This window comes from Cytobacillus pseudoceanisediminis (assembly GCF_023516215.1).
GTDB lineage: Bacteria > Bacillota > Bacilli > Bacillales > Cytobacillaceae > Cytobacillus > Cytobacillus pseudoceanisediminis.
Genome location: NZ_CP097349.1, coordinates 1,494,623 through 1,518,230 on the forward strand (window position 1 = coordinate 1,494,623; position 23,608 = coordinate 1,518,230).

At 39.9% G+C, this 23,608-nt stretch carries 28 protein-coding genes and 1 riboswitch; of the genes, 15 read left to right on the forward strand and 13 right to left on the reverse strand.

Translation table 11 applies throughout. The features are described 5' to 3' along the window. Positions 1–37 precede the first annotated feature (37 nt). On the reverse strand, positions 38–685 hold the full coding sequence (trhA, locus tag M5V91_RS07930; RefSeq protein ID WP_284521978.1) for a PAQR family membrane homeostasis protein TrhA: 648 nt from the start codon (positions 683–685) through the stop codon (positions 38–40). 143 nt (positions 686–828) lie between these two features. Between trhA and M5V91_RS07935 the strand changes: the two genes are divergently transcribed. Beyond that, positions 829–1,389 carry a DUF1836 domain-containing protein gene (locus tag M5V91_RS07935; RefSeq protein WP_071155971.1) on the forward strand — a complete coding sequence of 187 codons (561 nt, stop codon included), beginning with the start codon at positions 829–831 and terminating at the stop codon, positions 1,387–1,389. A 677-nt stretch (positions 1,390–2,066) separates the two neighbouring features. On the opposite strand, the gene M5V91_RS07940 is transcribed toward M5V91_RS07935, so the two are convergent. Beyond that, positions 2,067–2,897, reverse strand: coding sequence for an undecaprenyl-diphosphate phosphatase (locus tag M5V91_RS07940; protein ID WP_217024726.1), 831 nt, complete (start codon positions 2,895–2,897; stop codon positions 2,067–2,069). Positions 2,898–3,233: 336 nt separating this feature from the next. Here M5V91_RS07940 and M5V91_RS07945 point away from each other — a divergent pair, with 336 nt between their 5' ends. The 5 genes from M5V91_RS07945 to M5V91_RS07965 all read left to right on the forward strand — a co-directional run bounded on the left by M5V91_RS07945 (position 3,234) and on the right by M5V91_RS07965 (position 7,923). Next, positions 3,234–4,295 carry a multicopper oxidase domain-containing protein gene (locus M5V91_RS07945; protein WP_284521979.1) on the forward strand — a complete coding sequence of 354 codons (1,062 nt, stop codon included), beginning with the start codon at positions 3,234–3,236 and terminating at the stop codon, positions 4,293–4,295. A gap of 131 nt (positions 4,296–4,426) precedes the next feature. Then, positions 4,427–5,704: a right-handed parallel beta-helix repeat-containing protein gene (locus M5V91_RS07950; RefSeq protein ID WP_284521980.1), complete on the forward strand. Its 1,278-nt coding sequence runs from the start codon at positions 4,427–4,429 to the stop codon at positions 5,702–5,704. 63 nt (positions 5,705–5,767) lie between these two features. Further along, positions 5,768–6,190, forward strand: a complete 423-nt coding sequence (locus M5V91_RS07955) for a nitrous oxide reductase accessory protein NosL (RefSeq protein ID WP_284521981.1) — start codon at positions 5,768–5,770, stop codon at positions 6,188–6,190. Between the two features lie 198 nt (positions 6,191–6,388). Next, positions 6,389–7,228, forward strand: a complete 840-nt coding sequence (locus M5V91_RS07960) for an ABC transporter permease (protein WP_284521982.1) — start codon at positions 6,389–6,391, stop codon at positions 7,226–7,228. A 95-nt stretch (positions 7,229–7,323) separates the two neighbouring features. After that, entirely contained in the window at positions 7,324–7,923 is a 600-nt protein-coding gene (locus tag M5V91_RS07965) for an ABC transporter ATP-binding protein (RefSeq protein ID WP_284521983.1), read from the forward strand. 48 nt (positions 7,924–7,971) lie between these two features. Here M5V91_RS07965 and M5V91_RS07970 read toward each other — a convergent pair whose 3' ends face one another. Further along, positions 7,972–9,135 carry a TolB-like translocation protein gene (locus M5V91_RS07970; protein ID WP_284521984.1) on the reverse strand — a complete coding sequence of 388 codons (1,164 nt, stop codon included), beginning with the start codon at positions 9,133–9,135 and terminating at the stop codon, positions 7,972–7,974. Positions 9,136–9,447: 312 nt separating this feature from the next. Between M5V91_RS07970 and M5V91_RS07975 the strand changes: the two genes are divergently transcribed. The 4 genes from M5V91_RS07975 (at position 9,448) to M5V91_RS07990 (ending at position 12,558) form a co-directional block, all read left to right on the forward strand. Further along, the gene (locus tag M5V91_RS07975) at positions 9,448–10,677 is read left to right on the forward strand and encodes a CNNM domain-containing protein (RefSeq protein ID WP_251174556.1); all 1,230 of its coding nucleotides are present in this window, start codon (positions 9,448–9,450) and stop codon (positions 10,675–10,677) included. Between the two features lie 189 nt (positions 10,678–10,866). Further along, positions 10,867–11,016 (forward strand): hypothetical protein, encoded by a 150-nt coding sequence (locus M5V91_RS07980; RefSeq protein ID WP_009334457.1) that lies wholly within the window; start codon positions 10,867–10,869, stop codon positions 11,014–11,016. Between the two features lie 188 nt (positions 11,017–11,204). Next, positions 11,205–11,840: an FMN-dependent NADH-azoreductase gene (locus M5V91_RS07985; RefSeq protein ID WP_009334459.1), complete on the forward strand. Its 636-nt coding sequence runs from the start codon at positions 11,205–11,207 to the stop codon at positions 11,838–11,840. A 118-nt stretch (positions 11,841–11,958) separates the two neighbouring features. Further along, the gene (locus M5V91_RS07990; RefSeq protein ID WP_217024747.1) at positions 11,959–12,558 is read left to right on the forward strand and encodes a YdcF family protein; all 600 of its coding nucleotides are present in this window, start codon (positions 11,959–11,961) and stop codon (positions 12,556–12,558) included. A gap of 181 nt (positions 12,559–12,739) precedes the next feature. On the opposite strand, the gene M5V91_RS07995 is transcribed toward M5V91_RS07990, so the two are convergent. Together M5V91_RS07995 and M5V91_RS08000 are read right to left on the reverse strand one after the other, a co-directional pair. Next, a complete protein-coding gene (locus tag M5V91_RS07995) occupies positions 12,740–13,168 on the reverse strand; it encodes a cell wall hydrolase (protein ID WP_019379782.1) in 429 nt (142 codons plus the stop codon). 165 nt (positions 13,169–13,333) lie between these two features. Further along, positions 13,334–14,476: a CAP domain-containing protein gene (locus tag M5V91_RS08000; protein WP_284521985.1), complete on the reverse strand. Its 1,143-nt coding sequence runs from the start codon at positions 14,474–14,476 to the stop codon at positions 13,334–13,336. Positions 14,477–14,711: 235 nt separating this feature from the next. Here M5V91_RS08000 and speD point away from each other — a divergent pair, with 235 nt between their 5' ends. Then, positions 14,712–15,536 carry an adenosylmethionine decarboxylase gene (gene speD / locus M5V91_RS08005; protein WP_019379784.1) on the forward strand — a complete coding sequence of 275 codons (825 nt, stop codon included), beginning with the start codon at positions 14,712–14,714 and terminating at the stop codon, positions 15,534–15,536. A 158-nt stretch (positions 15,537–15,694) separates the two neighbouring features. On the opposite strand, the gene M5V91_RS08010 is transcribed toward speD, so the two are convergent. Together M5V91_RS08010 and M5V91_RS08015 are read right to left on the reverse strand one after the other, a co-directional pair. Further along, positions 15,695–15,928: a hypothetical protein gene (locus tag M5V91_RS08010; protein ID WP_284521986.1), complete on the reverse strand. Its 234-nt coding sequence runs from the start codon at positions 15,926–15,928 to the stop codon at positions 15,695–15,697. A 50-nt stretch (positions 15,929–15,978) separates the two neighbouring features. Further along, a complete protein-coding gene (locus tag M5V91_RS08015; RefSeq protein ID WP_284521987.1) occupies positions 15,979–16,629 on the reverse strand; it encodes a MerR family transcriptional regulator in 651 nt (216 codons plus the stop codon). Between the two features lie 379 nt (positions 16,630–17,008). Here M5V91_RS08015 and M5V91_RS08020 point away from each other — a divergent pair, with 379 nt between their 5' ends. After that, a complete protein-coding gene (locus M5V91_RS08020; RefSeq protein WP_284521988.1) occupies positions 17,009–17,677 on the forward strand; it encodes a C39 family peptidase in 669 nt (222 codons plus the stop codon). Between the two features lie 43 nt (positions 17,678–17,720). Here M5V91_RS08020 and M5V91_RS08025 read toward each other — a convergent pair whose 3' ends face one another. After that, positions 17,721–18,782, reverse strand: coding sequence for an AbrB family transcriptional regulator (locus tag M5V91_RS08025; RefSeq protein ID WP_252246442.1), 1,062 nt, complete (start codon positions 18,780–18,782; stop codon positions 17,721–17,723). A 141-nt stretch (positions 18,783–18,923) separates the two neighbouring features. Between M5V91_RS08025 and M5V91_RS08030 the strand changes: the two genes are divergently transcribed. Continuing rightward, on the forward strand, positions 18,924–19,214 hold the full coding sequence (locus M5V91_RS08030; RefSeq protein ID WP_009334472.1) for a hypothetical protein: 291 nt from the start codon (positions 18,924–18,926) through the stop codon (positions 19,212–19,214). A gap of 42 nt (positions 19,215–19,256) precedes the next feature. On the opposite strand, the gene M5V91_RS08035 is transcribed toward M5V91_RS08030, so the two are convergent. The 4 genes from M5V91_RS08035 to M5V91_RS08050 are packed head-to-tail and all read right to left on the reverse strand — an operon-like array spanning position 19,257 to position 20,893. Next, a complete protein-coding gene (locus M5V91_RS08035) occupies positions 19,257–20,117 on the reverse strand; it encodes a hypothetical protein (protein ID WP_284521989.1) in 861 nt (286 codons plus the stop codon). A gap of 32 nt (positions 20,118–20,149) precedes the next feature. Further along, positions 20,150–20,335 (reverse strand): hypothetical protein, encoded by a 186-nt coding sequence (locus M5V91_RS08040; protein WP_284521990.1) that lies wholly within the window; start codon positions 20,333–20,335, stop codon positions 20,150–20,152. Continuing rightward, entirely contained in the window at positions 20,328–20,525 is a 198-nt protein-coding gene (locus M5V91_RS08045; RefSeq protein ID WP_284521991.1) for an RNA polymerase sigma factor, read from the reverse strand. The genes M5V91_RS08040 and M5V91_RS08045 overlap by 8 nt, the downstream gene beginning before the upstream one ends. Before the next feature lie 59 nt (positions 20,526–20,584). Further along, entirely contained in the window at positions 20,585–20,893 is a 309-nt protein-coding gene (locus M5V91_RS08050) for a sigma-70 family RNA polymerase sigma factor (protein WP_284521992.1), read from the reverse strand. 378 nt (positions 20,894–21,271) lie between these two features. On the opposite strand from M5V91_RS08050, the gene M5V91_RS08055 reads away from it, so the two are divergent. Beyond that, complete coding sequence (locus tag M5V91_RS08055; RefSeq protein WP_217024763.1) at positions 21,272–22,021, forward strand: Cof-type HAD-IIB family hydrolase; 750 nt, start codon at positions 21,272–21,274, stop codon at positions 22,019–22,021. Positions 22,022–22,054: 33 nt separating this feature from the next. Here the strand turns inward: M5V91_RS08055 and M5V91_RS08060 are convergent, their stop codons facing one another. Continuing rightward, on the reverse strand, positions 22,055–22,516 hold the full coding sequence (locus M5V91_RS08060; RefSeq protein ID WP_009334476.1) for an OsmC family protein: 462 nt from the start codon (positions 22,514–22,516) through the stop codon (positions 22,055–22,057). 116 nt (positions 22,517–22,632) lie between these two features. Beyond that, positions 22,633–22,743: riboswitch (TPP riboswitch) on the forward strand. Positions 22,744–22,846: 103 nt separating this feature from the next. Between M5V91_RS08060 and M5V91_RS08065 the strand changes: the two genes are divergently transcribed. Next, complete coding sequence (locus M5V91_RS08065) at positions 22,847–23,608, forward strand: 3-oxoacyl-ACP reductase (RefSeq protein ID WP_217024768.1); 762 nt, start codon at positions 22,847–22,849, stop codon at positions 23,606–23,608.

Below are 23,608 nucleotides of genomic sequence, written 5' to 3' on the forward strand. Positions count from 1 at the left end.
AAGCGGACATGAGGGTGTCCGCTTTTTTAACTATCTGTCAGATCACATACATGAACACACAAAGAAAGTGTGCCATGCTTCCCATCATAATGAAAATATGAAAAATCTCATGAAAACCCAAATGTTTGAACTCCAGGAACTTTGGTTTAATCGCATAAATCACTCCGCCTATCGTGTATAGGATGCCTCCCAGCAAAAGAAGCATTACACCATTACTGCTTAAAGACTCAGAAAGCGGCGAAAAGGCAAAAACAATAATCCATCCCATTGCAATGTAAAAGGCTGTTGATAGCCAGCGGGGAGATCTGAACCAGATCATTTTAAACAGAATCCCCGATAAAGCAACAGCAGAAACAATGGAAAACAGAACCCAGCCGGTCACACCATTTAAAGTAATAAGGCAAAAAGGTGTATAGGAACCTGCAATCAATACATAAATCATGGAATGATCAAGCTTTCTTAAAAAGGCAATGACTTTATCTTTAGCTATCACCATATGATAGGTAGCTGAAGCTGAATAGAGCAGCATCAAACTGATTCCAAAAATAGCAACAGCAGTAATGGCAAGCGGTGAAGATGTCGTCAGTGAGGCTTTGATAACCATGGCAAGCAATCCGGCAAAGGATAAAATGGCTCCTGCTAAATGGGTCAGTCCATTTATGGGCTCCCGGATGTATGAATTCATAATATCTCCTCCTAATGTTATTGTATGTAGTTTTAATAACTACTTAATATAATATATACAAAACGTCATCTAGTCAATATTTACAACTTATGCTTTTTTAAGTAGAATTTATATAATAACAGGTGAGGATTTGAGGGATAAATATGGAAATGGGAAAACTCATTGCGGATAATCAAATTCAATTGGAAGATATCCCGCAGATAGATTTATATATGGATCAGGTAATCCAGCTATTTGAAAATACTTTTGGCAGCACGACGAGAAACGAAGAGGAAAAAGTGCTAACTAAGACAATGATAAATAACTATGCAAAAGGGAAATTGTTTTTTCCTGTCAAAAATAAAAAATATTCAAAGGAGCATCTTATTTTAATTGCTTTCATTTATCAGCTTAAAGGGGCTCTATCCATAAACGATATTAAAAGCCTATTAAATGGCGTCAACACCCGAACTGCAGAAGGAAAGATGGATCTGGACCATTTTTATCAGCTATATCTCGATTTAACTAAACTTAATGTTGATGCATTTGTGAACGATCTGGAAAATCAGGCATCCAGGGCAGCAGAGGAAGCAAAAGAGCTTAATGAAGATCAGCCAGCTGAGCTTGAAAAAGTCCTGCTGGCAACATCACTGGTTCACATGAGCAACTTATACAGAAAAGCAGCTGAACGCATTGTAGACGATGTAAAAAATGAAGCGGATTAAAAATAGGAAGGCGGGAAACACCATCAAGAAAAGAGAAAAAGAAAACCAGGGCTGCTGCGTGAGATTTTGAATGAATTCCTGGATTCCATTGTGATCTCATTACTTATTCGGATCGTACTGTGGATTCCGAGGGTAATTTTCAGCTTCTTTAAAAATTTGTTTTAATAACAAGCAATTGGTTTGGACAGGAGAAAACGACATGACGCTCATAGAGTCCGTACCTGCCACAACTTCATGTGCCAGAGTCCGAACCTGCCTTGACCTCGGACAGAAAAAGGAGAAAACCCCTTGCCAGAGTCCGAACCCGCTACGACTTCGGACAGAAAAAGGAAAAATCCCTGTGCCAGAGTCCGAACCTGCCACGACTTCGGACAGAAAAAGGGAAAATCCCTGTGCCAGAGTCCGAACCTGCCACGACTTCGACAGAAAAAGGGAAAATCCCTGTGCCAGAGTCCGAACCTGCCACGACTTCGGACAGAAAAAGGGAAAATCCCTGTGCCAGAGTCCGAACCTGCCACGACTTCGGACAGTAAAAGGAGAAACTCCCGGGCCAGAGTCCGAACCTGCCACGACTTCGGACAGAAAAGTAGTCAACCCCGGGCCAGAGTCCAAACCACTCCCGTCTTCGTCCTATAAACCAAAACAAAACCCGGGCTGTAAAGGCCCGGGTTCATTTTTTAAAAGAATATGAAATATATAACCCCTGCAAGTACAATTCTGTAAATGGCAAAAGGAATAAGTTTAACTTTATTGATCATTTTCAAAAAGAAGCGGATTGAAATCAAGGCAAAAACAAATGCACTGATGAAGCCTGCAATAAAGAAAGGAAGCGCATCGACTGAAAAGTACTCAAGATTTTTTATTAAGGATAGAAAGCTCGCGCCAGCCATGATGGGCACAGCCATGATAAAAGTAAAATCAGCTGCAGCACGGTGTGACAGGCCGAGCAGCACGCCGCCTGAAATGGTTGAACCTGAACGTGAGAACCCGGGCCAAAGTGAGAAGCACTGAATCAATCCAATAGATAGAGCCTGTTTATAGGTGATTTGATCAACTGAAACTGTTTTCGGGTCTTTGCCTCCAAAAATATCAGCAAAAATCATCAGAAATGCACCAATTACCAAGCCAATCAGTACTGTCTCAGTTGAAAACAGGTGTTCATCAATATAATCCTCAAATAAAACGCCAAGAATCCCGGCAGGAATTAATCCGACAATCACTTGAGACAATTTCAGACGGCTCTGTTTTTCTTCAGAGTTTTTGCTCCTTCCCCCAAGACCGAGCATTTCCATGAACCGTTCCTTAAAAATAATTACAACCGCTAAAATGGAACCGAGCTGAATGACAACTTTAAAAGTATTAGCTTCATATTTTGACAAAAACTCTTTTGTATTGAGCCACATATCATCCACAATAATCATATGTCCAGTAGATGACACTGGAGCAAACTCCGTCATTCCTTCAACAAATCCCAAAATAATCGCTTTTAAAATCATAATAAAATCCATCTTTTAATTAATTCTCCTTCTATTCTATCTGATTCAACTAAACTCCATTTAATGATTATAAACCATTTAAGATAGATAGGAACAATTTTTTACAAAGTAATATAGATGTAAAGTGTCCATTAATTAGCTGAGACGCACTTATGGAGCCGGCATGATTGAAACACCTGGCGATTAAAGTAATAACTCTTCTATCCTTTTAAACAATAGAAAAGTGATCACTAATTCACAAACTCTTCACAGAATTTCAAAGTCTTGTGAGAAAAATCACCAAAATCGGTCCATATTTACCATATGATAAAAGCAGATAAACCAATCGATTATAAGGAGGAAATCAAGATGAAAAAAGGAGTAAAATATCTGCTTACTTCGGCTATAGGCATAGGGTTAATATCGGGATGCAGCCAGGGGGCATCACCGGAAAGTTCCCTTCAGCCTGAGGAAAAGGTTCTGGCAGCAGTAACAGCTCAGCCCGAGGCAATCGCACCGCATAAAGACTTAAATCAGGAGCCCATTCCATTGAAAATTGATAGAGTCGGGCCAAAAGAAGTAAATGTAGAAATGACTTCCCAAATCACGGATATTGAAATCGACAAAGGCAAATTCTATAAAGCATGGACGTTTAATGGTGAAGCGCCAGGTCCTGTAGTTGTCGTTAATGAAGGGGACACACTCAATTTCACCTTAAAAAACATGGATCCGGCAATACCGCACAGCATGGACTTTCACGCTGTACACGCAGCTCCTTCAAAAGACTTCTCCAACGTTCAGCCAGATGAAACGGGAACATTCAGTTATCCTGCAAATAAACCAGGAGTGTTTATGTATCATTGCGGAACTTCACCGGTATTATCACATATAGCAAATGGAATGCACGGAACTATAATTGTAAAGCCTAAAGACGGCTATCCGACTGATAAAGAGATTGATAGAGAATATACAATTATTCAAAACGAGTGGTATAAGTACAACGATCTGGAGGATTTTACAAACGGCGTTCCCAGTCATGTGGTTTTCTCCACAAAAGCTTTAAAAAAAGGAGACCCTAATACTAATGGGGATACGTTCACACTTAAGGATAATCCGCTTCTGGCTAAAGTAGGGGATAAGGTGAGGATATATATAAATAATGTAGGGCCAAATGAAGTTAGCTCTTTCCATGTGGTGGGTACTGTGTTCGATGATGTTTACATTGATGGCAACCCTTATAACCGCTATAAAGGTCTCCAAACGGTCATGCTCCCGGCAAGCGGCGGTGCAGTAGTGGAATTTACAGTTACCAAGGCAGGCAGCTATCCAATTGTTACTCATCAGTTTAACCATGCACAAAAAGGAGCCGTCGCCATCCTGAAGGTAACTGAGACCGGACAAGACGACGGTAAGGCTACAATGAGCCATTAAATATAAATAAAAACTCAACTTAAAATAAATTATACAAGATACAAATTAAAAATGGAATCCTTTTTCCGGCGGTCTATTTAGAATTAATAGGCGGCGGCCAGAGATCATATTTCCGGGCAGGTGAGCGCTGAGTGTATAAAAAAATCGGATGGTTCCTATTATTTTTAAGTTTGATCCTTGCCGGAAAAGCTTCCGCTCAGGAAATGACAGCAGCTTCATCAAAAGAGCTGAAAGCGGCCTTGTCAGACCCACAGGTATCAGTCATAAAATTACAATCCGGAATATATGAAGGAAACATACTTATAGAGAGAAAGGTTCACATAATTGGGGATAAAGGAACAAGAATATTGGGAACAGAAAAAGGCCATGTGCTGACGATTGCAGCAGATGATGTCATTGTGGAAAATCTGGAAGTGGAGGGAAGCGGATCACAGAATGCTGGAATATATGTGAAAGGAGACCGTGCCTATCTCCATCATATTGCCCTAAGAAATGTATTTCACGGCATCTATGCAAGGAATTCCTATGGACATAGGTTTGAAAATAACCTCATTACCAGCTTCCATGGCAGGAATCGGCACAGCGGCTTTGGCATTTATTTAGTTGAAGCACCCAATACTGCAGTAAAGGAGAATTACTTCTATCACACACAGGATGGTGTTTATGTGTCCTATTCAGATTTTTGTGAAGTCACAGGGAACATCATGTTTAAAGCACGGTATGGCGTTCACACCATGGATTCGCGAAATATATTAATAGCTGACAATCAGGTAACCGAAAGTATCAACGGCCTTATGATCATGCAAAGCTATGAAGTTTTTATACTTGAAAACTACTTCTTTAAAAATACAGAGATTGACGGAGCAGGAATTTTTATTTATGACACATTCGATTCCAAAATATCCTCCAATATTGTAAAAGGCAATTTCAGAGGGATTATTCTTGAACATGCAAAAAGAAACAGACTTGAATTTAACAATGTTCTGAGAAATGATACCGGACTTGAAATTGGGAAGAATTCAAATGATAATACCATTTATTTAAATAATTTTTCAGGGAATACAAGACAAGTCATCTCGGAAAAAGATAACAGGAATCTATTCAGTAAAAACAATTATGGAAACTATTTTGATGATCATCATTTATTAAATTTGGATAATGACCATAAAGTGGACTTTGCCTATAAAAGCGGAGATGTATTTTATCAGATGGCAGATGATGAGCCTTTATTGCAGGTCTTTTATCAAAGTCCATCCGTAGAGCTATGGAATATGATTGAACAATACACCCCAATTCCATCACAAGCATTTATCATAGATGAATCGCCGCTTGCTGAACCTGTGCCTGTGAAACAGAAAAATTCATTTCAGAAAAAAATCATATCAATCATAGCCGTGAATTTCCTATAATCCTATTCTTTTTCCTGATCACTTTGGCAAGTTTGCTTATATTTAATTTTGGGAGGAAGCACAATGAAATATAGAACTATTCTCCTAATGGCGATTCTGGTGATATTGTTAAGTGCCTGCTCATCATCAGCGACGGAACCGACAGAAATTAAACAGAATCGTGATAGCTGCGATAACTGCAATATGGGTATTGCAGAGCTGGAGTCAGCAGCACAGCTCATTTTGAAAAGCGGGGAGCCTGTTTTGTTCGATGACATTGGCTGCATGACTCAATATATACAGACTGAGAATCCTGAATATGATGCTGCCTTTGTGCATGATTATCTCAGCAGGGAATGGATATCGTTTGAAACAAGCTCTTTTATACAGAACGGCCATATAGAAAGTCCCATGAGCTATGGAATTGCAGCCTTTGAATCATTAGAAAAAGCCGAGGAATTTCAGAAAAAAACGGAGGTACAGCGTATTCGAAAGATGAGATTCTAAAAGCAGATATTAAGAGCTTTAAAGGAGAAGGAATGAAACACAGCCATTAAAGCTTAATTTTCCCTCAGCATGAGGAGGAAACGATATGAATCCCAAACTATTGTATTCTATGACTAAATATGAGCTTCGGCTACTGTTAAGAAGCAGGTGGCTTTTAAATTTTATGATTCTTTTTTCTTTCTGGCAGGCCTTCTTTACTTGTATGGTCTTCAATCTGTCAAATCAGAACCCGCTGAAGTTTCATATGGACTGGAAGGTGTGAATACCAATATCGAAACCATGGGTGTTAACCCGGAATATTACGGCCTCAAAGAAATAAAGCCGGAAGAGGGGGATACGGCCGATTTTAGCCAGTCTGCCTACAATCGTTCAATTGCCATGCTGATGAATCTTTCTCTTTGGATGCTGCCCATTATATGTATGATCCTTGGCGGCAGTTCCATTATTGCCGATAAAGAAAATGGAAGATTATCCTTATACAGAACCTATCATGAATCTTCAGGATATTACCTGATCAGCAAATTCCTTTCTTTGGTTCTCTCATTATTCTTTGTGATAGGCCTATCATATGGTCTCTTCGGCTTCATTTACTCTTTGGCGGGCAGTTCCTTTGCAGCACATATTTTTCAAGTATTTTTATTGGTTAATATGTTTTTAATCCTTGTATTCTCAGCAGTATCTTTACTGATAGGAGCAATTTCCAAATCAAGGATGCAAGGACTGTCAGCAGCAATCATTTTCTGGATCATTATGGTGTTTGTATATGAATTCATCATCTTTTCAGTCACCGGGTGGATTCCTTATTCATTGAAGCAAATCAGTCTATTCTTTTTAATCCTTCTAAACCCTGTGGAATCTGTTCGCGTCTGGTCGATTTCAAAACTGAATTCCGAATATGTATTTGGTCCGGAATACTTAATGATCGAGAAGTGGGGAGCAAATGGATCTCTCACACTTGCCCTGACATTATCCATTATCCTCATTATTTTTATAACTTTCATAACATCAGCCCGGCTTTTAACGAAGAGAGGTGTGTAAAATGATTTTGGAATTGAAGGATTTATCCAAATCATATAAAAAAGACAGCATTGGCACCGTTGAATCTCCACATTGAAAAGGGGGAATGTATTGTTTTGTGCGGAGGGAATGGAGCCGGAAAAAGTACGATGATTAAAATGCTTACAGGCGTTGATAGTCCTACCAAAGGAGGTGTCGTATTCCATTCGAAACAGCAAAAAACATTTGCTTACATGCCTGACCAATTGATTTTCCCATCTGAACTTACACCTTACGAAATCCTTGATTATTACAGGCGATTTCTAAATAAAAACAAGGAATCCATCAAATGGGTATTACAAAAAACAGGCCTGTGGAGCGAACGGAACCAAAAAGCTGGAGGATTCTCAAAAGGGATGTCCCAGCGGCTTAATCTTGCTCAGTGTCTGCTTGCGGAAACGGACATTTATATCCTCGATGAACCGACAGACGGATTGGACCCCTATTGGGTAATTCAGCTAAAAAAAATAATAAAGGAACTGAAAGAGCAGAATAAAACAATCATTGTCAGCAGTCATATTATGAGAGACGCCATTGAGATCGCAGACAAGGTAATCATTTTATTTAATGGGAAGTTAAAATTCTATGGAGCACTTAAACAGGTGTATAAAGAATACGGATGCACCTCATTGGAGGAAATATTCCTTTTCATTCACAAGAATGAACAGCTATCATGATAAGTCCAAAAGGCGATTCCAATTAGGAACCGCTTTTTGGCCAGCTTTTTATTTTACATAAAACGAATATTGTTCAACATCCTTTGCCCACACCTTCGCATTTTTACCGTTGAGATCTGCAATCCATAAATCTCCTTTTTGCTGGGCAAGCTTTTTTCGGACCCATATTAATTTACGGGCATCCTTAATATAAAGAGGTTCATAATCCCCAATTGTTTTTTTGGGATAGGTAATTCTGGTTTGCTGGGTCTTGTTTAGCTGAATCAAACAAAGTGTTGGTTCGGGCCGCCTCTGAGGATCATTGGACCATTCACTTTCATCCACCCGTGATGCAACCAGCCTCTCATTATCCACCCAGGTAAAGCCCATTTCCGCAGATTTTGCTGGTGTAAGGTTCATGGTTTTAAAAGCAGGCAATTCAGTCACCTTCAATTTTTTGTTTTTAAAGCCCATCACAATTCTGCCCCCGCCAGCAATATAGCCCAATAAATTTCTGCCGGGTGCCCATTTAGGGACGTCCAAATGAAGGATCATCTCATCAAGAACTTCAAAATTTTTTCCATTTGCAGAGATGACACAGACCATATCACTGTCCATGGACCATGATGCAGTTGGATTAACAATGAATGAGATCCATTTTCCATCTGGTGAAAATTTAAATGTGGTTGCATTAATGGACATAATGGAAGCTTTGCCGTTGCCAATTTCCTTAGGAATCGTGAAAAGAGGTTCAACGTAATCGGTCAAATTTAGCTTTTCAAGATCGTTCGGCAGCTGAACCTTATATAGGATGGGACTTGTCCAGCCATCAGGCCTTAAGACAGCGCTTGAAGACACAATAAAGCCTTTTCCGTCAGGATACCAATTAAAATCATCTACTCCTAAAGCTACGTTATGGAATTCTTTCAAATCTGAAATATTTAAAACACTGTTGCTGGTAAAAGCAATCTTATTATCGGACGGTGCCCATTTAGCATTCCCGCCACCTTGAAAGATCTTTATATGCTTTTTTGCCTTTACATTGTATACCCATATCTCAGTGCTTTTTTCAATCGAAGGCAGTTCTTTCGCTTCCTTTTCATATAAAAGCCATTGTCCGTCATAGGACCACTTTGGCGTATGATTGAACTTAGCAGGGTCAGCTGTAATCTGTTCTTCGATATTTCCTGTTTTTAACCACAAATAGCCATTGCGTATAAAAGCTGCCTGCACATTATTTTCTCCCGTATCTCCCCATGCAGCTGACGGAATAATAAACAGGAAGCACCAAAGAATCAAAAAACCTTGCGCATATCTTATCCTTCTTCCTTTAGGTGATTTGCTCAAAGTATATTATGGGCAAAGAGACTTATTTTATTGAAATAGGTTCAGCCTATTCGAAAATGCTTATTATTTTCGATAAGCTTTCATTTACCTTATAATGAATGGATAATTATTCAATTTTGCAAGGCACAGTTTTTGCGTGTGCAAATTGGGTAAAAACAATTACAAATGAATGTATATAAAAAATGGAGGAAACCAAATTTGTTTATTGCTATTATGTTTTTTATGTTTATGTCTTTTTTCCTGTCAGGAAGTGAAACGGCACTGACTGCCGTTAACAAAATGAAATTAAAATCCAGAGCTGATAACAACGATAAGAAATCGCAAAGAATATTAGAGGTTGTCTCGAAACCTGATGAGATGATTACTTCAATTTTAATCGGCAATAATATTGCAAATATCATGCTGCCTACACTGGTTACCATCATTGCGCTTGATTACGGATTTAACGTGGGTGTGGCAACAGGTATTTTGACTGTAGCACTTATCTTATTTGCAGAAGTTCTGCCAAAATCAGTTGCTGCAAGCTTTGCCGATAAAATTGCCTATCTAGTGTTTCCTGTAATTCGAGTCCTCATGATTATCTTAAAGCCGGTCACTTTTTTAATATCCAAATTCACTAGAGGCATCATTAAATTCCTTTCTAAAAATCAGGCAGATTCTGTTTCTGTATCAAAAGAAGAGCTCATTACCATGGTTGATATCGCTACAAGCGAAGGGACCTTCCATGAAGAAGAAACACAACGAATTAAAGGGGTCATTGATTTTTATAACTTAGATGTCAGCGACGCACTGAAAACCCCTCGAATGGAAATTGAAGGAATTCCTTATGACGCGACAATAGAAGAGGCAAAGGATATTGTAATGAATAACCGTTTTACAAGGTATCCAGTATATAAAGACAATATGGATAATATTGTCGGAGTATTTCATTCAAAAATATTGCTCGCCTGGTCCAGTCAGCCTGAAAAAACATTGAAAGATTTTACTGACCTGGAGCCCTTGTTTGTATATGAATTTCATAGCATAGACAAGGTCTTCAAAATGATGATGAAAGAAAGGAAGCACCTCGCAATCGTTCTTGATGAATATGGCGGAACAAAAGGGATCATCTCACATGAAGATATTCTTGAAGCCATGCTGGGGCAGGAAATAGAGGATGAAACGGATGAAGGCAGCGAAATCCTTATTGATGAATTAACTGAAAACCATATTATTGTACACGCAAAACTCTCAATCCGCAGAATTAATGAAGCTTTTAAAACAAAAATCCCTGAAGATGAGGATATCCTTGCCGGATTCTTATTGAAAGAAATAGGTCATTTTCCTGCAGAAGGGGAAACGCTGGATTATCATCACCTGCATTTTGAAATAAAATCAATTGAAGACAACAGGCTTAAACTGGTGGAAATCCAGAAAAAGACGCCCTGATGAAATTTGAGCATTATTTCCTTTTGGAAATAATGCTTTTTTATATTTTAAGAAATCAGAATAAAAATGGATGTTCAATGGGGACAATAGAACCAGGAAAATAAAAATATAATTTTTATATTTTTCTGACAAAATAGGTCCTTTTCAGTATATAATAAATTAAAACAAACTATTAGGAGTGATCTTCGCATGGAAAATAAGCCATTCCATTATGATGGAAGTGTGCAAATCAATTATGAAAAAGATGATAAAGCAAGTTTAAGCATTCCTTTTGAACTGACAGACGAAATGAGAAAAAATATCGGAACCAATCCATACTCAACTGAAGAACAAGAATAATGGGAGGACCCGTAGTGGGTCTTTTTTATTTTTGATGGATAAGCATGAGCAGATAATTTGAATTTCTTTTTTATTTTGAATATGATTATCTCGGATTAAGAATAAAAATGTTCATACTGCAGATGAATACATACTTTATTTCTGATTCAAACTAAAATGTCAACTCAAAATGGAAAGGTGATTGAATTATGGCTCAAGTTTTGTATATTACAGCACACCCTCATGACGATAAGGTGTCATATAGTATGGCAGCAGGAAAGGCTTTTATTGATTCCTACAAGGAAGCCAATCCAAATGATGAAGTAGTTCATATTGATTTATACAAGGAAAATATCCCGCAAATTGATGTGGATGTATTCAGCGGATGGGGTAAACTTCAGTCCGGCAAAGGTTTTGAGGAACTATCAGAAGATGAAAAGGCGAAAGTCGGCCGCTTATCTGAATTAAGCGAACAATTCGTTGCAGCCGATAAATATGTTTTCGTTACACCGCTTTGGAACTTCTCGTTCCCTCCAGTAATGAAAGCGTATCTTGATTCTGTAGCAGTAGCCGGCAAAGCTTTTAAGTATACGGCAGAAGGTCCAATTGGATTATTGTCTGATAAAAAAGCGATTCACATCCAGGCTCGCGGAGGCATTTATTCCGAAGGACCTGCAGCAGAGATGGAAATGGGTCACCGCTATTTGACAGTATTAATGCAATTCTTCGGTGTCCCTTCATTTGAAGGACTTTTTGTGGAAGGGCACAACGCAATGCCTGATAAAGCCGAAGAAATCAAAGCAGATGCTATTGCACGTGCAAAAGACAAAGCGAAAACATTCTAAACTAAAAGCAGCGGATTCCGCTGCTTTTTTTTTCTAGGCATGTGTATGAAGAGCTCTTGTCCGTGATGAATAGTATAATAAAGGTAAATATTAGCTAGGGTGAAAGGGAGGGAGATGTGTGAAAATCTCAGAATTCAGCCCCAGTCATTTAAGTGAAAATGATATATCCAGGCTTCTGTACTATGGCATTGAGGATAATCTTCAAAAAGGGGATTTGATCTTTGTGCCAGGAAGCAGCAAGGCAGCAGAATATCGTCTTCCTGAAGCCATCAGACTTTATCAAAAAGGCAGGGCAAATAAATTACTTTTCTCCGGCGGTGTAAAGTGGTCTGGACATGAATTGACTGAAGCAGAAATGCTAATGAAAAAAGCAATAGGTTTCGGAATTCCTCCAAAAGACCTTTTCATTGAAAATATCTCTCTTCATACAAAAGAAAATGTACTTGCCTCGATGCTGGTTATGGATCGGATGTGCGGGCTGGAGAATATCTCCAATATTATCATTGTGACTGCTCCTTTTCATATGAGAAGGCTGCACATGACATTGTTGACGTATATGCCGAAGTGGATTCACTATTCTCTTGTATGTTCTGATGATGGTGCAACAGGGAAGGAACAATGGATGCAGGATCCTTATGGGAGAAAAAGAGCATTTGATGAAGCCCGGAAAATAATTGACTACGTGAAAAAGGGCATTCTAATGGATTTGGAAATCTAATCTCCCGGACTAACCCCCGCCAAAATCAAGTAGCAGTGATAATTTTTAAACGTCGATAACATACTAGCACCTTGCCCACCCCCTCGAGGAGGCCCCCAGGATGGGGGTCATGCTGATGTTGCCACAGGACGTGGCGTTCTTAGTCTGCGATCCTTTAGTGGGCAAGGCGCTTCCGCTTTTCTTAAAAAGTATTGTAAATGTTCTCGCATTCTTCCGCTGTTGGCTCATAAAAGCAATGAAGCTTGAATCTTCCTACTAAAGGCTGATTATACCATGTAGCTGGACAATCCCCAGGTGGCCTGAAATACCATAGAGCAAATTTGGCGGGCCAAATCCGTTCCCCTCTTACTGCCCTCCGTGCGAGTCTTCTTTCCACTTCTCTTGGCCTCTGATAAAAATAGCCTTTCTGGACAGCTTCAAAAGCATGCGGCTGATAAATCATTTCAGGTATAGTACGAATTCCAATGAAATCCGAACAATTGCCCCTGACTCTGTTAATTCCCACATTACCCACCATTAACATGCCCTGCTGGCCTTCCCCTTCTGCTTCAGCCCGAAGGAGGCGGGCCAGCAAATCTATATCTTGTTCACGTGCCTTCACAACTGCCATCTGTATCACCCTCGTCTCCCTAATTTTATATAGGCTGATATATGGTATGCACTCAAGGGGGAAAGGTTAAATGCGGGATTTTGCCATAAGGCTGAGGAACATAATAATTTAGAGGGGAACAACTATAACAGACACGAAAAAAAGCTCCTGCAGAAGCGGGAGCTTTTATTTTGCATAAAAGTTTTCTGTATAATAAGGCTGTGACTTTGAATTAAAAGCAACGCCAACACCTAAAAATTCATAATCGGCACGCAGAATATTTTTGCGGTGGCCAAGTGAGTTCATTAATCCTTCATGAGCAAAGATACTGCTGAATTGACCGGAAGCAAGGTTTTCCCCGGCGACCATAAATGAAACTTCATCCGCCTGCATTCTGTCAAAAGGTGATAGGCCCTGCAGGTTGGTATGATCAAAATAATTGTTCTGCGCCATGTCGCTGCTGTGCTTTCGCGCCGTTTCCTTAACAGTATCATCCCATTCCATAACGGGAACTCCGTGATTTACTCTCTCGGCATTTGTAATATCGAAAAGCTGATATTCAAATCCTTCCTTTAGAGAGCTGCTGGCATTGGCATAAAAGGAATCTTTTTGCTCTTCAAGTGCTTTACTGATTATTTGTATTGAAGTTACCGTATTGTCACGATGCTTATCATAGAATATGGTTACATAATTCCCATCCAATTCGTATAGATCATAATCCCGATTCTCTTCGAGCTGATAGATAACAAATCCCTTTCTCATTTTGTCCAGCGGTTCTCCAAGCTGCTCCCTAACTGAAGACTTTGGCGTTCCATAGGCAATCTCTTTTGATGAAGAAATCAAATCCTGATTTGTATAGATGCCGGCAGCTTTCTCTTGCTTGTCATAAGCGACCATTACAAAATTTTGATATTGATCATGATAAGCATGCCAGTCTGTTCCAAATTCATTTGCAGAGGAACGTTTCGAGGAGCCAAGCTTGCTCTCGATTTCAGACTTGTCATCGCCTATTTCTATATTATGAATAGAAAAGGTTTGCTCTTCTGGGGCTTCTAAAACCGGCTTTTCGGCTTTATCCTCTGGTGTATGATTTTTATCGCCGGTATATTGCCTGATTGTAAGAAGGAATTCATCTGCCCAGTTTTGTGCCTCTTCCATCACACCGTTTATTATAGCCAGCACTTCTTCACTGTCTTTAAAAAGCTGAATATCAGATTTTATGTTATCAATTACAGTTCCTGAACTAGATTCATCTGCCAATTTCCCTTCAGGCTGTGAAAAGGCGAAACCGATAAATAACAGGATAAAAATAAATAAAAACTTCCTCAATAAATCTCCTCCCATATACCTTTCAACCCCTATCAAAGGTATGCCCATTCATTATAAGATTTAAAAATGCGGAATTGCAAAATATTGATGCCTTCCTTATTTTTCTACCCTGTTTACCATATTCTCTAACTCTTTTGGCTGCGTGATTAGATATTTTCCGTTTTTAAAAGGATAGTTTGGGTAACATAATTATAAAAATGAACAGATGCATAGCTGCTGCAAAGGGGGAAGCATGTTGAAATTAACACCGGAACAAAGAATTGAACTCCATGGTTTTAATAATTTGACGAAATCACTAAGCTTTAATATGTATGATGTCTGTTATACAAAGACGAGGGAAGAGCGTGAAGCCTATATAGATTATATTGATGAGCAATACAGTGCGGAGCGGCTTACAAAAATATTAAAAAATGTTTCCGACATCATTGGTGCCCATGTCTTAAATGTGGCACAGCAGGATTATGTCCCACAAGGTGCAAGTGTGACCGTCCTGGTATCTGAAGGACCGGTAGTGGAAGTCCCGGATGAATCCTATGATGAATCTCCTGGCCCGCTGCCTGATAATGTAGTCATGCAGCTGGATAAAAGCCATATTACCGTCCATACCTATCCTGAATATCATCCGGACGAAGGAATCAGCACATTCAGGGCCGATATTGATGTATCCACATGCGGTGAAATCTCCCCGCTAAAAGCCCTTAATTACCTCATCCATTCCTTTGATACGGACATCATGACAATCGACTACAGAGTCAGGGGATTTACACGGGACACGGACGGAAGAAAACTTTATATCGACCATGACATCAGTTCAATCCAAAATTATATTCCTGAAGAAGTAAAAGAAGATTTTGATATGATCGATGTGAATATTTATCAGGCACATACCTTTCACACAAAGTGTAAAATAAGGGATTTTGACTTAGATAATTATTTATTCGGATACACGAAGGAAAAGCTTGATCCTAAGGAAGCTGAAGAGATCACTGAGCGGCTTACAACGGAGATGGACGAAATTTTTTACGGGAAAAATATTAACCCCGGATCTTTATCAGAGTGATCCTGAAGGCTCTCAGTTAATCGGCCTCTATTAAACCAAAACCAAATAGTACCAGATGGCGGGGAACATTAAAAGAACCAGGAGAAGTTTATATTCTCCTGGTTCTTTTAATAAATGTACCTACATTAACGGCACAAACTTAAAAATAATTACATAATCTATTTCCAGAACTCCCACCATTTTTTCTCGGGTTCCTGTGCTGCAGCCGCGCTTCGGAAGGAGACGATCATATCCTGAAAAATCTCTTCCCGCTGCTTTACTTCATGCCAGTATTGTTCCCGTTCTTTATTAATGGTATCGATATAAATTTCTCTGTCTGTGTTTAACGTTTCTATCAGCGAGCTGATTTCGGTGCTGGTCACCTCAGCTGAAGATGAAATGTAATGAATCATGGTTTTGAACTCTTCAGAAGACGCTTCCGAGGATTCTGCCAGCTTGTTTGTCAAATGGTGAATTTGATCAGAAGTACGCTTCGTACTTTTCGCCACCCTTTTGAAAGGGTTCCGAACGCTTCGGAAGTATTCTCAGAAGACTGCTCAATCCTTGCGCCAAGTGATTCAATTTCCGCTTTGGTTTTTTCTCCTGATTTATAGATCGAATCCGACAGGCTTTTAACAGTATGCAATGATCCTTTGCTAATTTCTTTCTTCACTTCGTCTAAAACTTCCTTTCGAACACCGCTGCGAATTTCATTTCTGACATCTGCAATTAAACTGTCCCTGAAACCATCCATCAATGCCATGAACTGTTCGGCGTCCATGACAGCCTGTTGCTCTGTATGTAATGATCTTTCCTGATTGACTGCCGCCAAGGATGTTTCATTTGCTTCAATACCAGTTTCAGAAGCAAAGTCCATATGTTTTTGCATTAATTCGCGGATCATATCCTTGCTTAAATTTTTATCGCGCATCTGCTTTACCTTTTCAAGCAATGCGATTTCATGGTCTGTATAAAAGCGGGCTCCCTGTTTTGAACGGGGAATAAGCAGAAGTCCGCTTAAATCCTTTTCCCATTGCCTTAATGTTCCAGGAGGCACATTCAGCATTTTCGAAACCTCTTTGATTGTATAAGCTTTCATATATTGCGTATCCATATTACTCAGCCCTTTCATAAAAAATAGATTCTGAAACATTCGGATGCCAGTTCCGAAACAACTTCTAACTAACTATTCAGCATGATATCCCGTGTTTTCCTGCCGCTTGACAAAAGCTATCAAAAGAAGACGATATTCATCAGAAAAAAGCAAAAAGGAGCCATTCTGACAAAAAACATGAAGAATTTGACAGCCAGCAAGTTATTTGTCATATACGGACGTGTATGTCACAATGAAAGCTGTGTTTAGCAAACTAGAATATTGAAAAACTGCAAGTGTTTAAAGGGAGTAGGTAAAGTGGCTAATAGAATTATTGCTTTGTCTGTTGCTACAGGGGTTGGTTTGACGCTGACCTTTGGAAGCATAAAGATGGGTAGCAGTGAACCTTCAAAAAAATGAAATACACTATAGTGCAATTCCGCATGCGGAGGCAAACCATGTACCGATTGTGAAGCAGGAAATTCAGAAAAAATCCGTTCTCCTGAATGTGCCATTGTACAATCAAATGGATAGTCCCCGTCTGTATAATGGATGTGAGATTACTAGTTTAGCAATGATTATAAATTATGAAGGCATTCAAGTATCTAAAAATAAATTAGCACAGGAAATTAACCGGGTGCCGCTTAGATATAGCGGAGGTGAATACGGGAATCCAAATGAAGGCTTTGTCGGCAACATGGAGGATGGACCAGGATTAGGCGTTTATCAGGGGCCAATTTTCGAACTGGCGAAAAAGTATTTTCCTGAACGTGCTGAGAATCTGACTGGCAAGCCCTTTAAAGTGCTGCTCGAAAAAATTGCAGAAGGTTCGCCGGTCTGGATTATAACAACTGCAAGCCTATCACCCGCAGCATCCTTCGAAACCTGGAATACACCGGGCGGACCAGTTGATGTGACATTCCAGATGCATAGTGTTGCAATTACCGGATATGACGAGGAATATATCTATATTAACGACCCGTATGGCACAAAAAATAAAAAGGTGCCCAAACAGCAGTTTATTGATGCCTGGGAGCTGATGGGTTCACAGGCCATTGTCATTAACTAGAATAATAGCAAAAGAAGGGGCTGCCGCTTGCAGTCCCTTCTTTTTAGCTTGAGGATGCTAATTTCTTAAACTTTACAAAGATCCATTTTAAAAATGGAGGTACTACAAAGAATATAAAAAACAGCCGAAATAGTTGATAGCCTGTTACTATGGCTAAGTCTGCGCCGGTTTCATGGGCGATTATGGCCATTTGGTCCATGCCTCCGGGTGCAAGACTCAAAAAGCTGGTGGCAGGGGAAAGGTGAAAAAAGTGCATAATCATAAAACTAAGCAGCACCGAACCCGTAATGAGAAGCAGGCCGCTTAAGGCAGCCAGTGAAATGGTTTTAAATTTATTTGCCAGCTTTTCAGGCTTCATCATCATGCCGATGTGAGCCCCGATTAATAGCTGTGATAAATCCAAAACAAGTGGCGGGAGTTCGGGTCCGTTTATACCGGAAATGACAAGGGCCGCTGTTCCCATAATCGGACCAAGAAGGTACGGGGTAGGGAGCTTCAGGCGTTTGCTTAGGATAATGCCGGTAAAAGAAACGAAGACAAAGAGTAAAATACCAGGGAATAAATCACCCCATAAAGGTTCTGCAGCTTCAAAACCGGGACCGACAGAGACATTCAGCCAAGGTCCGAATACTAGGATAGGGACGATGAAGATAATCATGGTCAGCCGTGCGACCTGCATAAAGGTAACAACCGTGATATCGATTCCTTTGACTTCCTCTGCCAGAAGAATCATTTGGGACAGACCTCCGGGAATACTGCCGATCAAAACTGTGGGATAGTCGATGCCCATTAATTTCGCAATAAGAAGTGCAGATATGGCGCTAAAGAGAACCATGCAAACGGTAATGAGCAAAATAAAAGGGAGCTTCTGCAGGATAAGCAGGACCGCTTCCTGTGTAAAAGAAAGGCCGATGCTGTATCCGACGATGATAATCCCGGCATCGCGAAATCCTGCTGGCCAATAAAACGGAATCCTGCTGAGCCGGCTCCCAATCATAACGGCAGTCAATGCACCAAGCAAAAAGGCGACCGGAATATGCAATAAAGAAAATAATACTGCACCAAATACAGCAGATAGTAAGGTGATCAATAAATTCTTATTCACAAAACAACCTTCTTTTTATTTAGTATACCTAAAGATATTTATACCATATAAAAACAATGAATGAATTACAAGTTTTATATAATCAAATGTTTTCATACAATTTATTAAAGAGAAGATCATTTTAGAGAAGGGGGACTAACCATGCCGGAAAAATTAAGCCATTTTGTTTTCATCTTATCGTTTATATGTCTCGGGTTATTTTTGATGCTGGGTTTTTCGCCTCTGTATGATATTTATCTGAATAAAATAGGCCATCGTCCATTTACGCTCCTCCTGCTCCTGACAGTCCTTGTCTTCTTCGTGAGTGTTTTTGTCTTAAAGAAAGTCCAAAACTGGCAGGCGGGCTTTCATGTATTATTTTCCATTATCCTCACCCTGTTTCTTTCATCCGTATTAGCCATCATCGTATTCTTTGGAGGCCTATTTAGGTAAATGTAAAGAGCCTGCACCATCAGAGGTACAAGCTCAGCAAATTTATTGGATTGGCATCCAGTTTACTTTCCATATTCCTTCCCTGTTTTTGCTTAGGCCGAAGCCAAACCCATCCTCTTCAGATATGGAAATATAAGCTGAAGAGTCATCGATAATGACTTCTTCTAAACGGGCGTTCTTCACTCGATGCAATAATGTCTGTTTTTCTGGGATAGATGAAGACTCGTTTATAGCATCAAGGTAATGATTCAGGGAAGGAAACGGTTTTCCGATATCCTGATCATGGTTAAACAATGCATATTGAGTATAATAATCCTCAATTTCCTCTGCAAACAGATAGAGCTGGAATACTTCTGCCGGGCTTAAACCTCTTAAGATTTCATCCGTTCCTCTTAAAGAAAATTCTTTAAACACATGGTTTAATGGCTCCCGAAGGACCAGTTCCATATTATTATTTAGGGCCAGCTGAAATGGAACAGCTTCCACTTGAGGATCTTTTGGAGTTGCCACCTCTAAGACTTCAGCCTGATGAACAGAGCCTTCCCCAGCGCGATATCCACCTATAATTAAAGAAGCATTCTCTTCTGTAATTGGTTCGGTTACACCGAACACCTTTTTTAGCTTCTCCTGATCCGTCTCATTAAAAGTTATTTTTATGTTCTTGCCATCCATGAGCGGCAGTACTTTTAAGGAATCATGATCAGGCAGAAAGTATACAATTTCTTCCTGGAAATCCAGAGTGCCTGTGACCTCTGCCTTCCCAGTAAAAGCTGCAGAAAGGTGCCCGTATGAGTCCTTCTCGAAATTATTCAATTTCCAGTTGTTTAGCATAGCGCCATCTGCAAGGCCGGGATAAAAACCTTTATCTGCAATGGCGGTCTCCTGTCCATTTTGCTTGTTCAATACATCTGTCTGAATCCCGGCAATCCCGCCTATCAGTATGACAAACCCGGCAGCGGCAGCTGCAGAAAGAAGTTTTGGAACATAGTCTTTTTTCTGGTTCTAACAGCAAAAGTGCCGATCCGGTTTCTAACTCTCTGTTTTTCCTCTTCTGTGAAAACAGATTCTTTCGTCCATGCAGCCTTCAATACTTTCTTCACTTCCTGATTCAGTTCAGCCATGCTGTTCACCTCTTTCTGAAGCAGATAGTATCTTCTTCACTTTTTCCTGTCCTCTGTACAGCCTTGTTTTAACAGTAGAAATAGGGATATTAAGGGTCTCACTTATTTCTGCCAGACTGAGATCCTGGTAATAATGGAGAAGGAAGACTTCCCGGTATTTTACTGTGAGGGATTCAATCGTTTTCAGCAATTCTTGATGTTCATCCCGTTCAAGAAATGATGCTTCCGGATCTTTTTCTCTAGCCTTTTTCAGGAAAAAACCTTTTCATTCATGACCATATTGCGGTAATGCCAGCTTTTAAGATAGTCTTTGCTTTTATTAATAGCAATTGTGAAAATCCATGTTTTAAAAGAAGATCTTTGCTGGAAACTTTCCAGCTTTTCATAAACAGTAATAAAGGTATCCTGTGTTAAATCACTGGCCGCATTCCAATCATTCACATAGCTGTATATCAATCTTTTCAAAACGGTACCATACTCATCCATGATCATTTCAAGAACGAGAGCACGGTCTACTTGATCAGCAATTGACCGCTTTACATACTCATCAGAGCTCACATGACTGCCTCCTTGCTAAAATGCCAGCTGCCTATTCCGGCTGCCTTTTGTTTGACTGACAGTTAGACGACAGATGCAAGAAAATCGCTTCAACTTTTTGGCATTTATTAAGCTTATTCAAAAAAAGCGGAGACCATTTAGGAGGCTCCTATATAAATAAATCTACATCAATGCATAGGTTAAGAACAGTAGGAGCAAAAATAATATGGGAGGCATTCATCAACACCTCATTTATTGAGTAATTCCAGCCTTTACATTTAGATTGGGAATAATAATCCCTATATTGAAAAAATGATTCTGCCCAAGTGCTTTGTTTTTGATGGGAGGATTGTTTATTTATATAATGGCTATATTGTGCAAGAAAGAAGGGAGATTATTATGTCACAATCAAATATTGCTCCACAGATCAAATTAATCGCTCTTGATATGGATGGAACCTTGTTGAATTCCAGAGGGGAAATTCCTGATGAAAACCGTAAGGCCATACGAGAGGCAAAGGAAAAAGGAATTGAAGTTATTTTGAGCACTGGAAGATCCAGGCTTACGGCAGGCGACCATTCCGATTCTTTGGAATTGAACTCCTACTTGATCACAGTCAACGGCAGTGAAATATTTGGCCCTGATGGTGAATCAATCTCAAGGACTCCAGTTGATTCAAAAATAATGGAGTGGATGTGGAACCTATCCCAGTCACATAAGACTAATTTCTGGGCAACAAGCTGCGAACGGGTTTGGACGAATGAAATGCCTGAAAATATTCATGACCATGAATGGCTTAAATTTGGATTTGATATATCAGATGATGAAATCAGGGAACTCATTCATAAAGAGCTTCAAACAAAAGGGGATCTGGAGATTACAAATTCCAGTTTAACTAATATTGAGGTAAATGCTCTTGGAATCAATAAAGCTAAAGGTATCCAGAAGGTAACAGAGCTTCTTGGCATTTCGATGGAAAATGTAATGGCGATGGGTGACAGCTTAAATGATATTGCCATGATCGAGGAATCAGGCTGGGGTGTAGCAATGGGAAATGCGCAGGATATTGTGAAAGAAACAGCGAATGCTATTACGGGAACTAATGATGAAGCTGGTGTTGCACAGGCAATCCGAAAGTGGGCTCTTTAAAGAATAAAAACCGGCAATCATGCCGGTTTTTGGTTATTTCGAAGGATTTTTGGCAGTTAGAATCGTTTCTTCTAATTCTACCTCTACATTACCTTTAATCGCCCTGGAAATCATACAGGATGCTTCAGCTTTTTGCGCCAGCTTGCGCGCAAGTGAATGATCCTTTTCAGTCGCATCCGCCTGTAACAAAATAACAGGGCGATGAATAATTTTCTTGTATGTAATCACACCTTTAGTTACATCTACAATACCGGTTGATTCCATCGTAAGGTTTTCTTTCTCGAGTTTACTTCGTTCCATCATAGCTGCCAGGGTAATAATATAACAAGTTGCCGCTGCCCCCAGCAGCATTTCATCCGGATTTGTTCCGATTCCGGGTCCTTCCATTTCTGGCGGAATGGAAACCTTTGTTTTAAGCCCGCCTGTTTCAATTTCTCCAACATCATTCCGAAGTCCTGGCCAATATGCTTTTAATTGGAATTGGTGTTCAGCCATTCTTTAATTCCTCCAAGTTATGTATTTCTATTTACACCTTAAAGAGGAACAGGCAGAATTGCAAGACTTTACAGATTTAACGTTTCAGGCTAAGATGAAAACAGCCAACTTAATAGTTTTACTGCTAGGGGTGCCCGATGCGCGGGCTGAGAAAGAAACCGGACTGTTTTTTACCCTTCGGACCTGATCTGGATCATACCAGCGTAGGAAAGTAGTAATTGCGGGGAACGACTAATTCTCTTAGATTATTCAGCCAGGTCCAATTGCGGATCTGGTTTTTATTTTGTTCTCTAAAACAGATGAATTGGCTATCAATAAGGAGGATTTTCTATGAATCTTAACGATCAGATTGTCATTATTACAGGCAGCAGCAGAGGGCTGGGCAAAGAAACCGCAAAAGCATTCGCGAGAGAAGGAGCGAAAGTTGTCATTAACTATTTCCATAGCGAGGAAAAAGCCCATGCTCTGCAGAAGGAAATTGGCGAAAAAGCCATTGCCATTCGTGCTGATATTCGGGACAGTGTTCAAGTGAACTCCATGTTTCAAGAGACGAAGGAACACTTTGGAGCTCCCATTACAACTATAGTCAATAATGCACTGGTAAACTTTCAATTTGACCCTATTTCGAAAAAAGATGCAGAAACAATTAAATGGGACGATTACAAAAGCCAGCTGGAAGGTGCAATTCTGGGAGCATTGAACACAGTTCAGGCAGGTCTTGAAGATATGAAAAAACTGGAGTTTGGCAGGGTAATCTCGGTCGGCACCAATCTATTCCAGCATCCAGTTGTACCCTATCATGACTATACGACCAGCAAAGCTGCTTTATTAGGCTTCACCAGAAATATGGCGAATGAGCTGGGCCAATATGGAATTACGGCAAATATGGTATCGGGAGGTTTGTTAAAAACGACAGATGCCAGTGCTTCGACCTCTAAGGAAGTCTTTAAAATTATCGAAAACTCGACTGCATTAAGAAAAGTCACAGATCCTCAAGAAGTGGCTGATGCGATAGTCTTCTTCGCTTCTCCATGGGCAAGGGCAGTTACTGGACAAAATCTGGTTGTAGATGGCGGATTAGTTATGAATTAA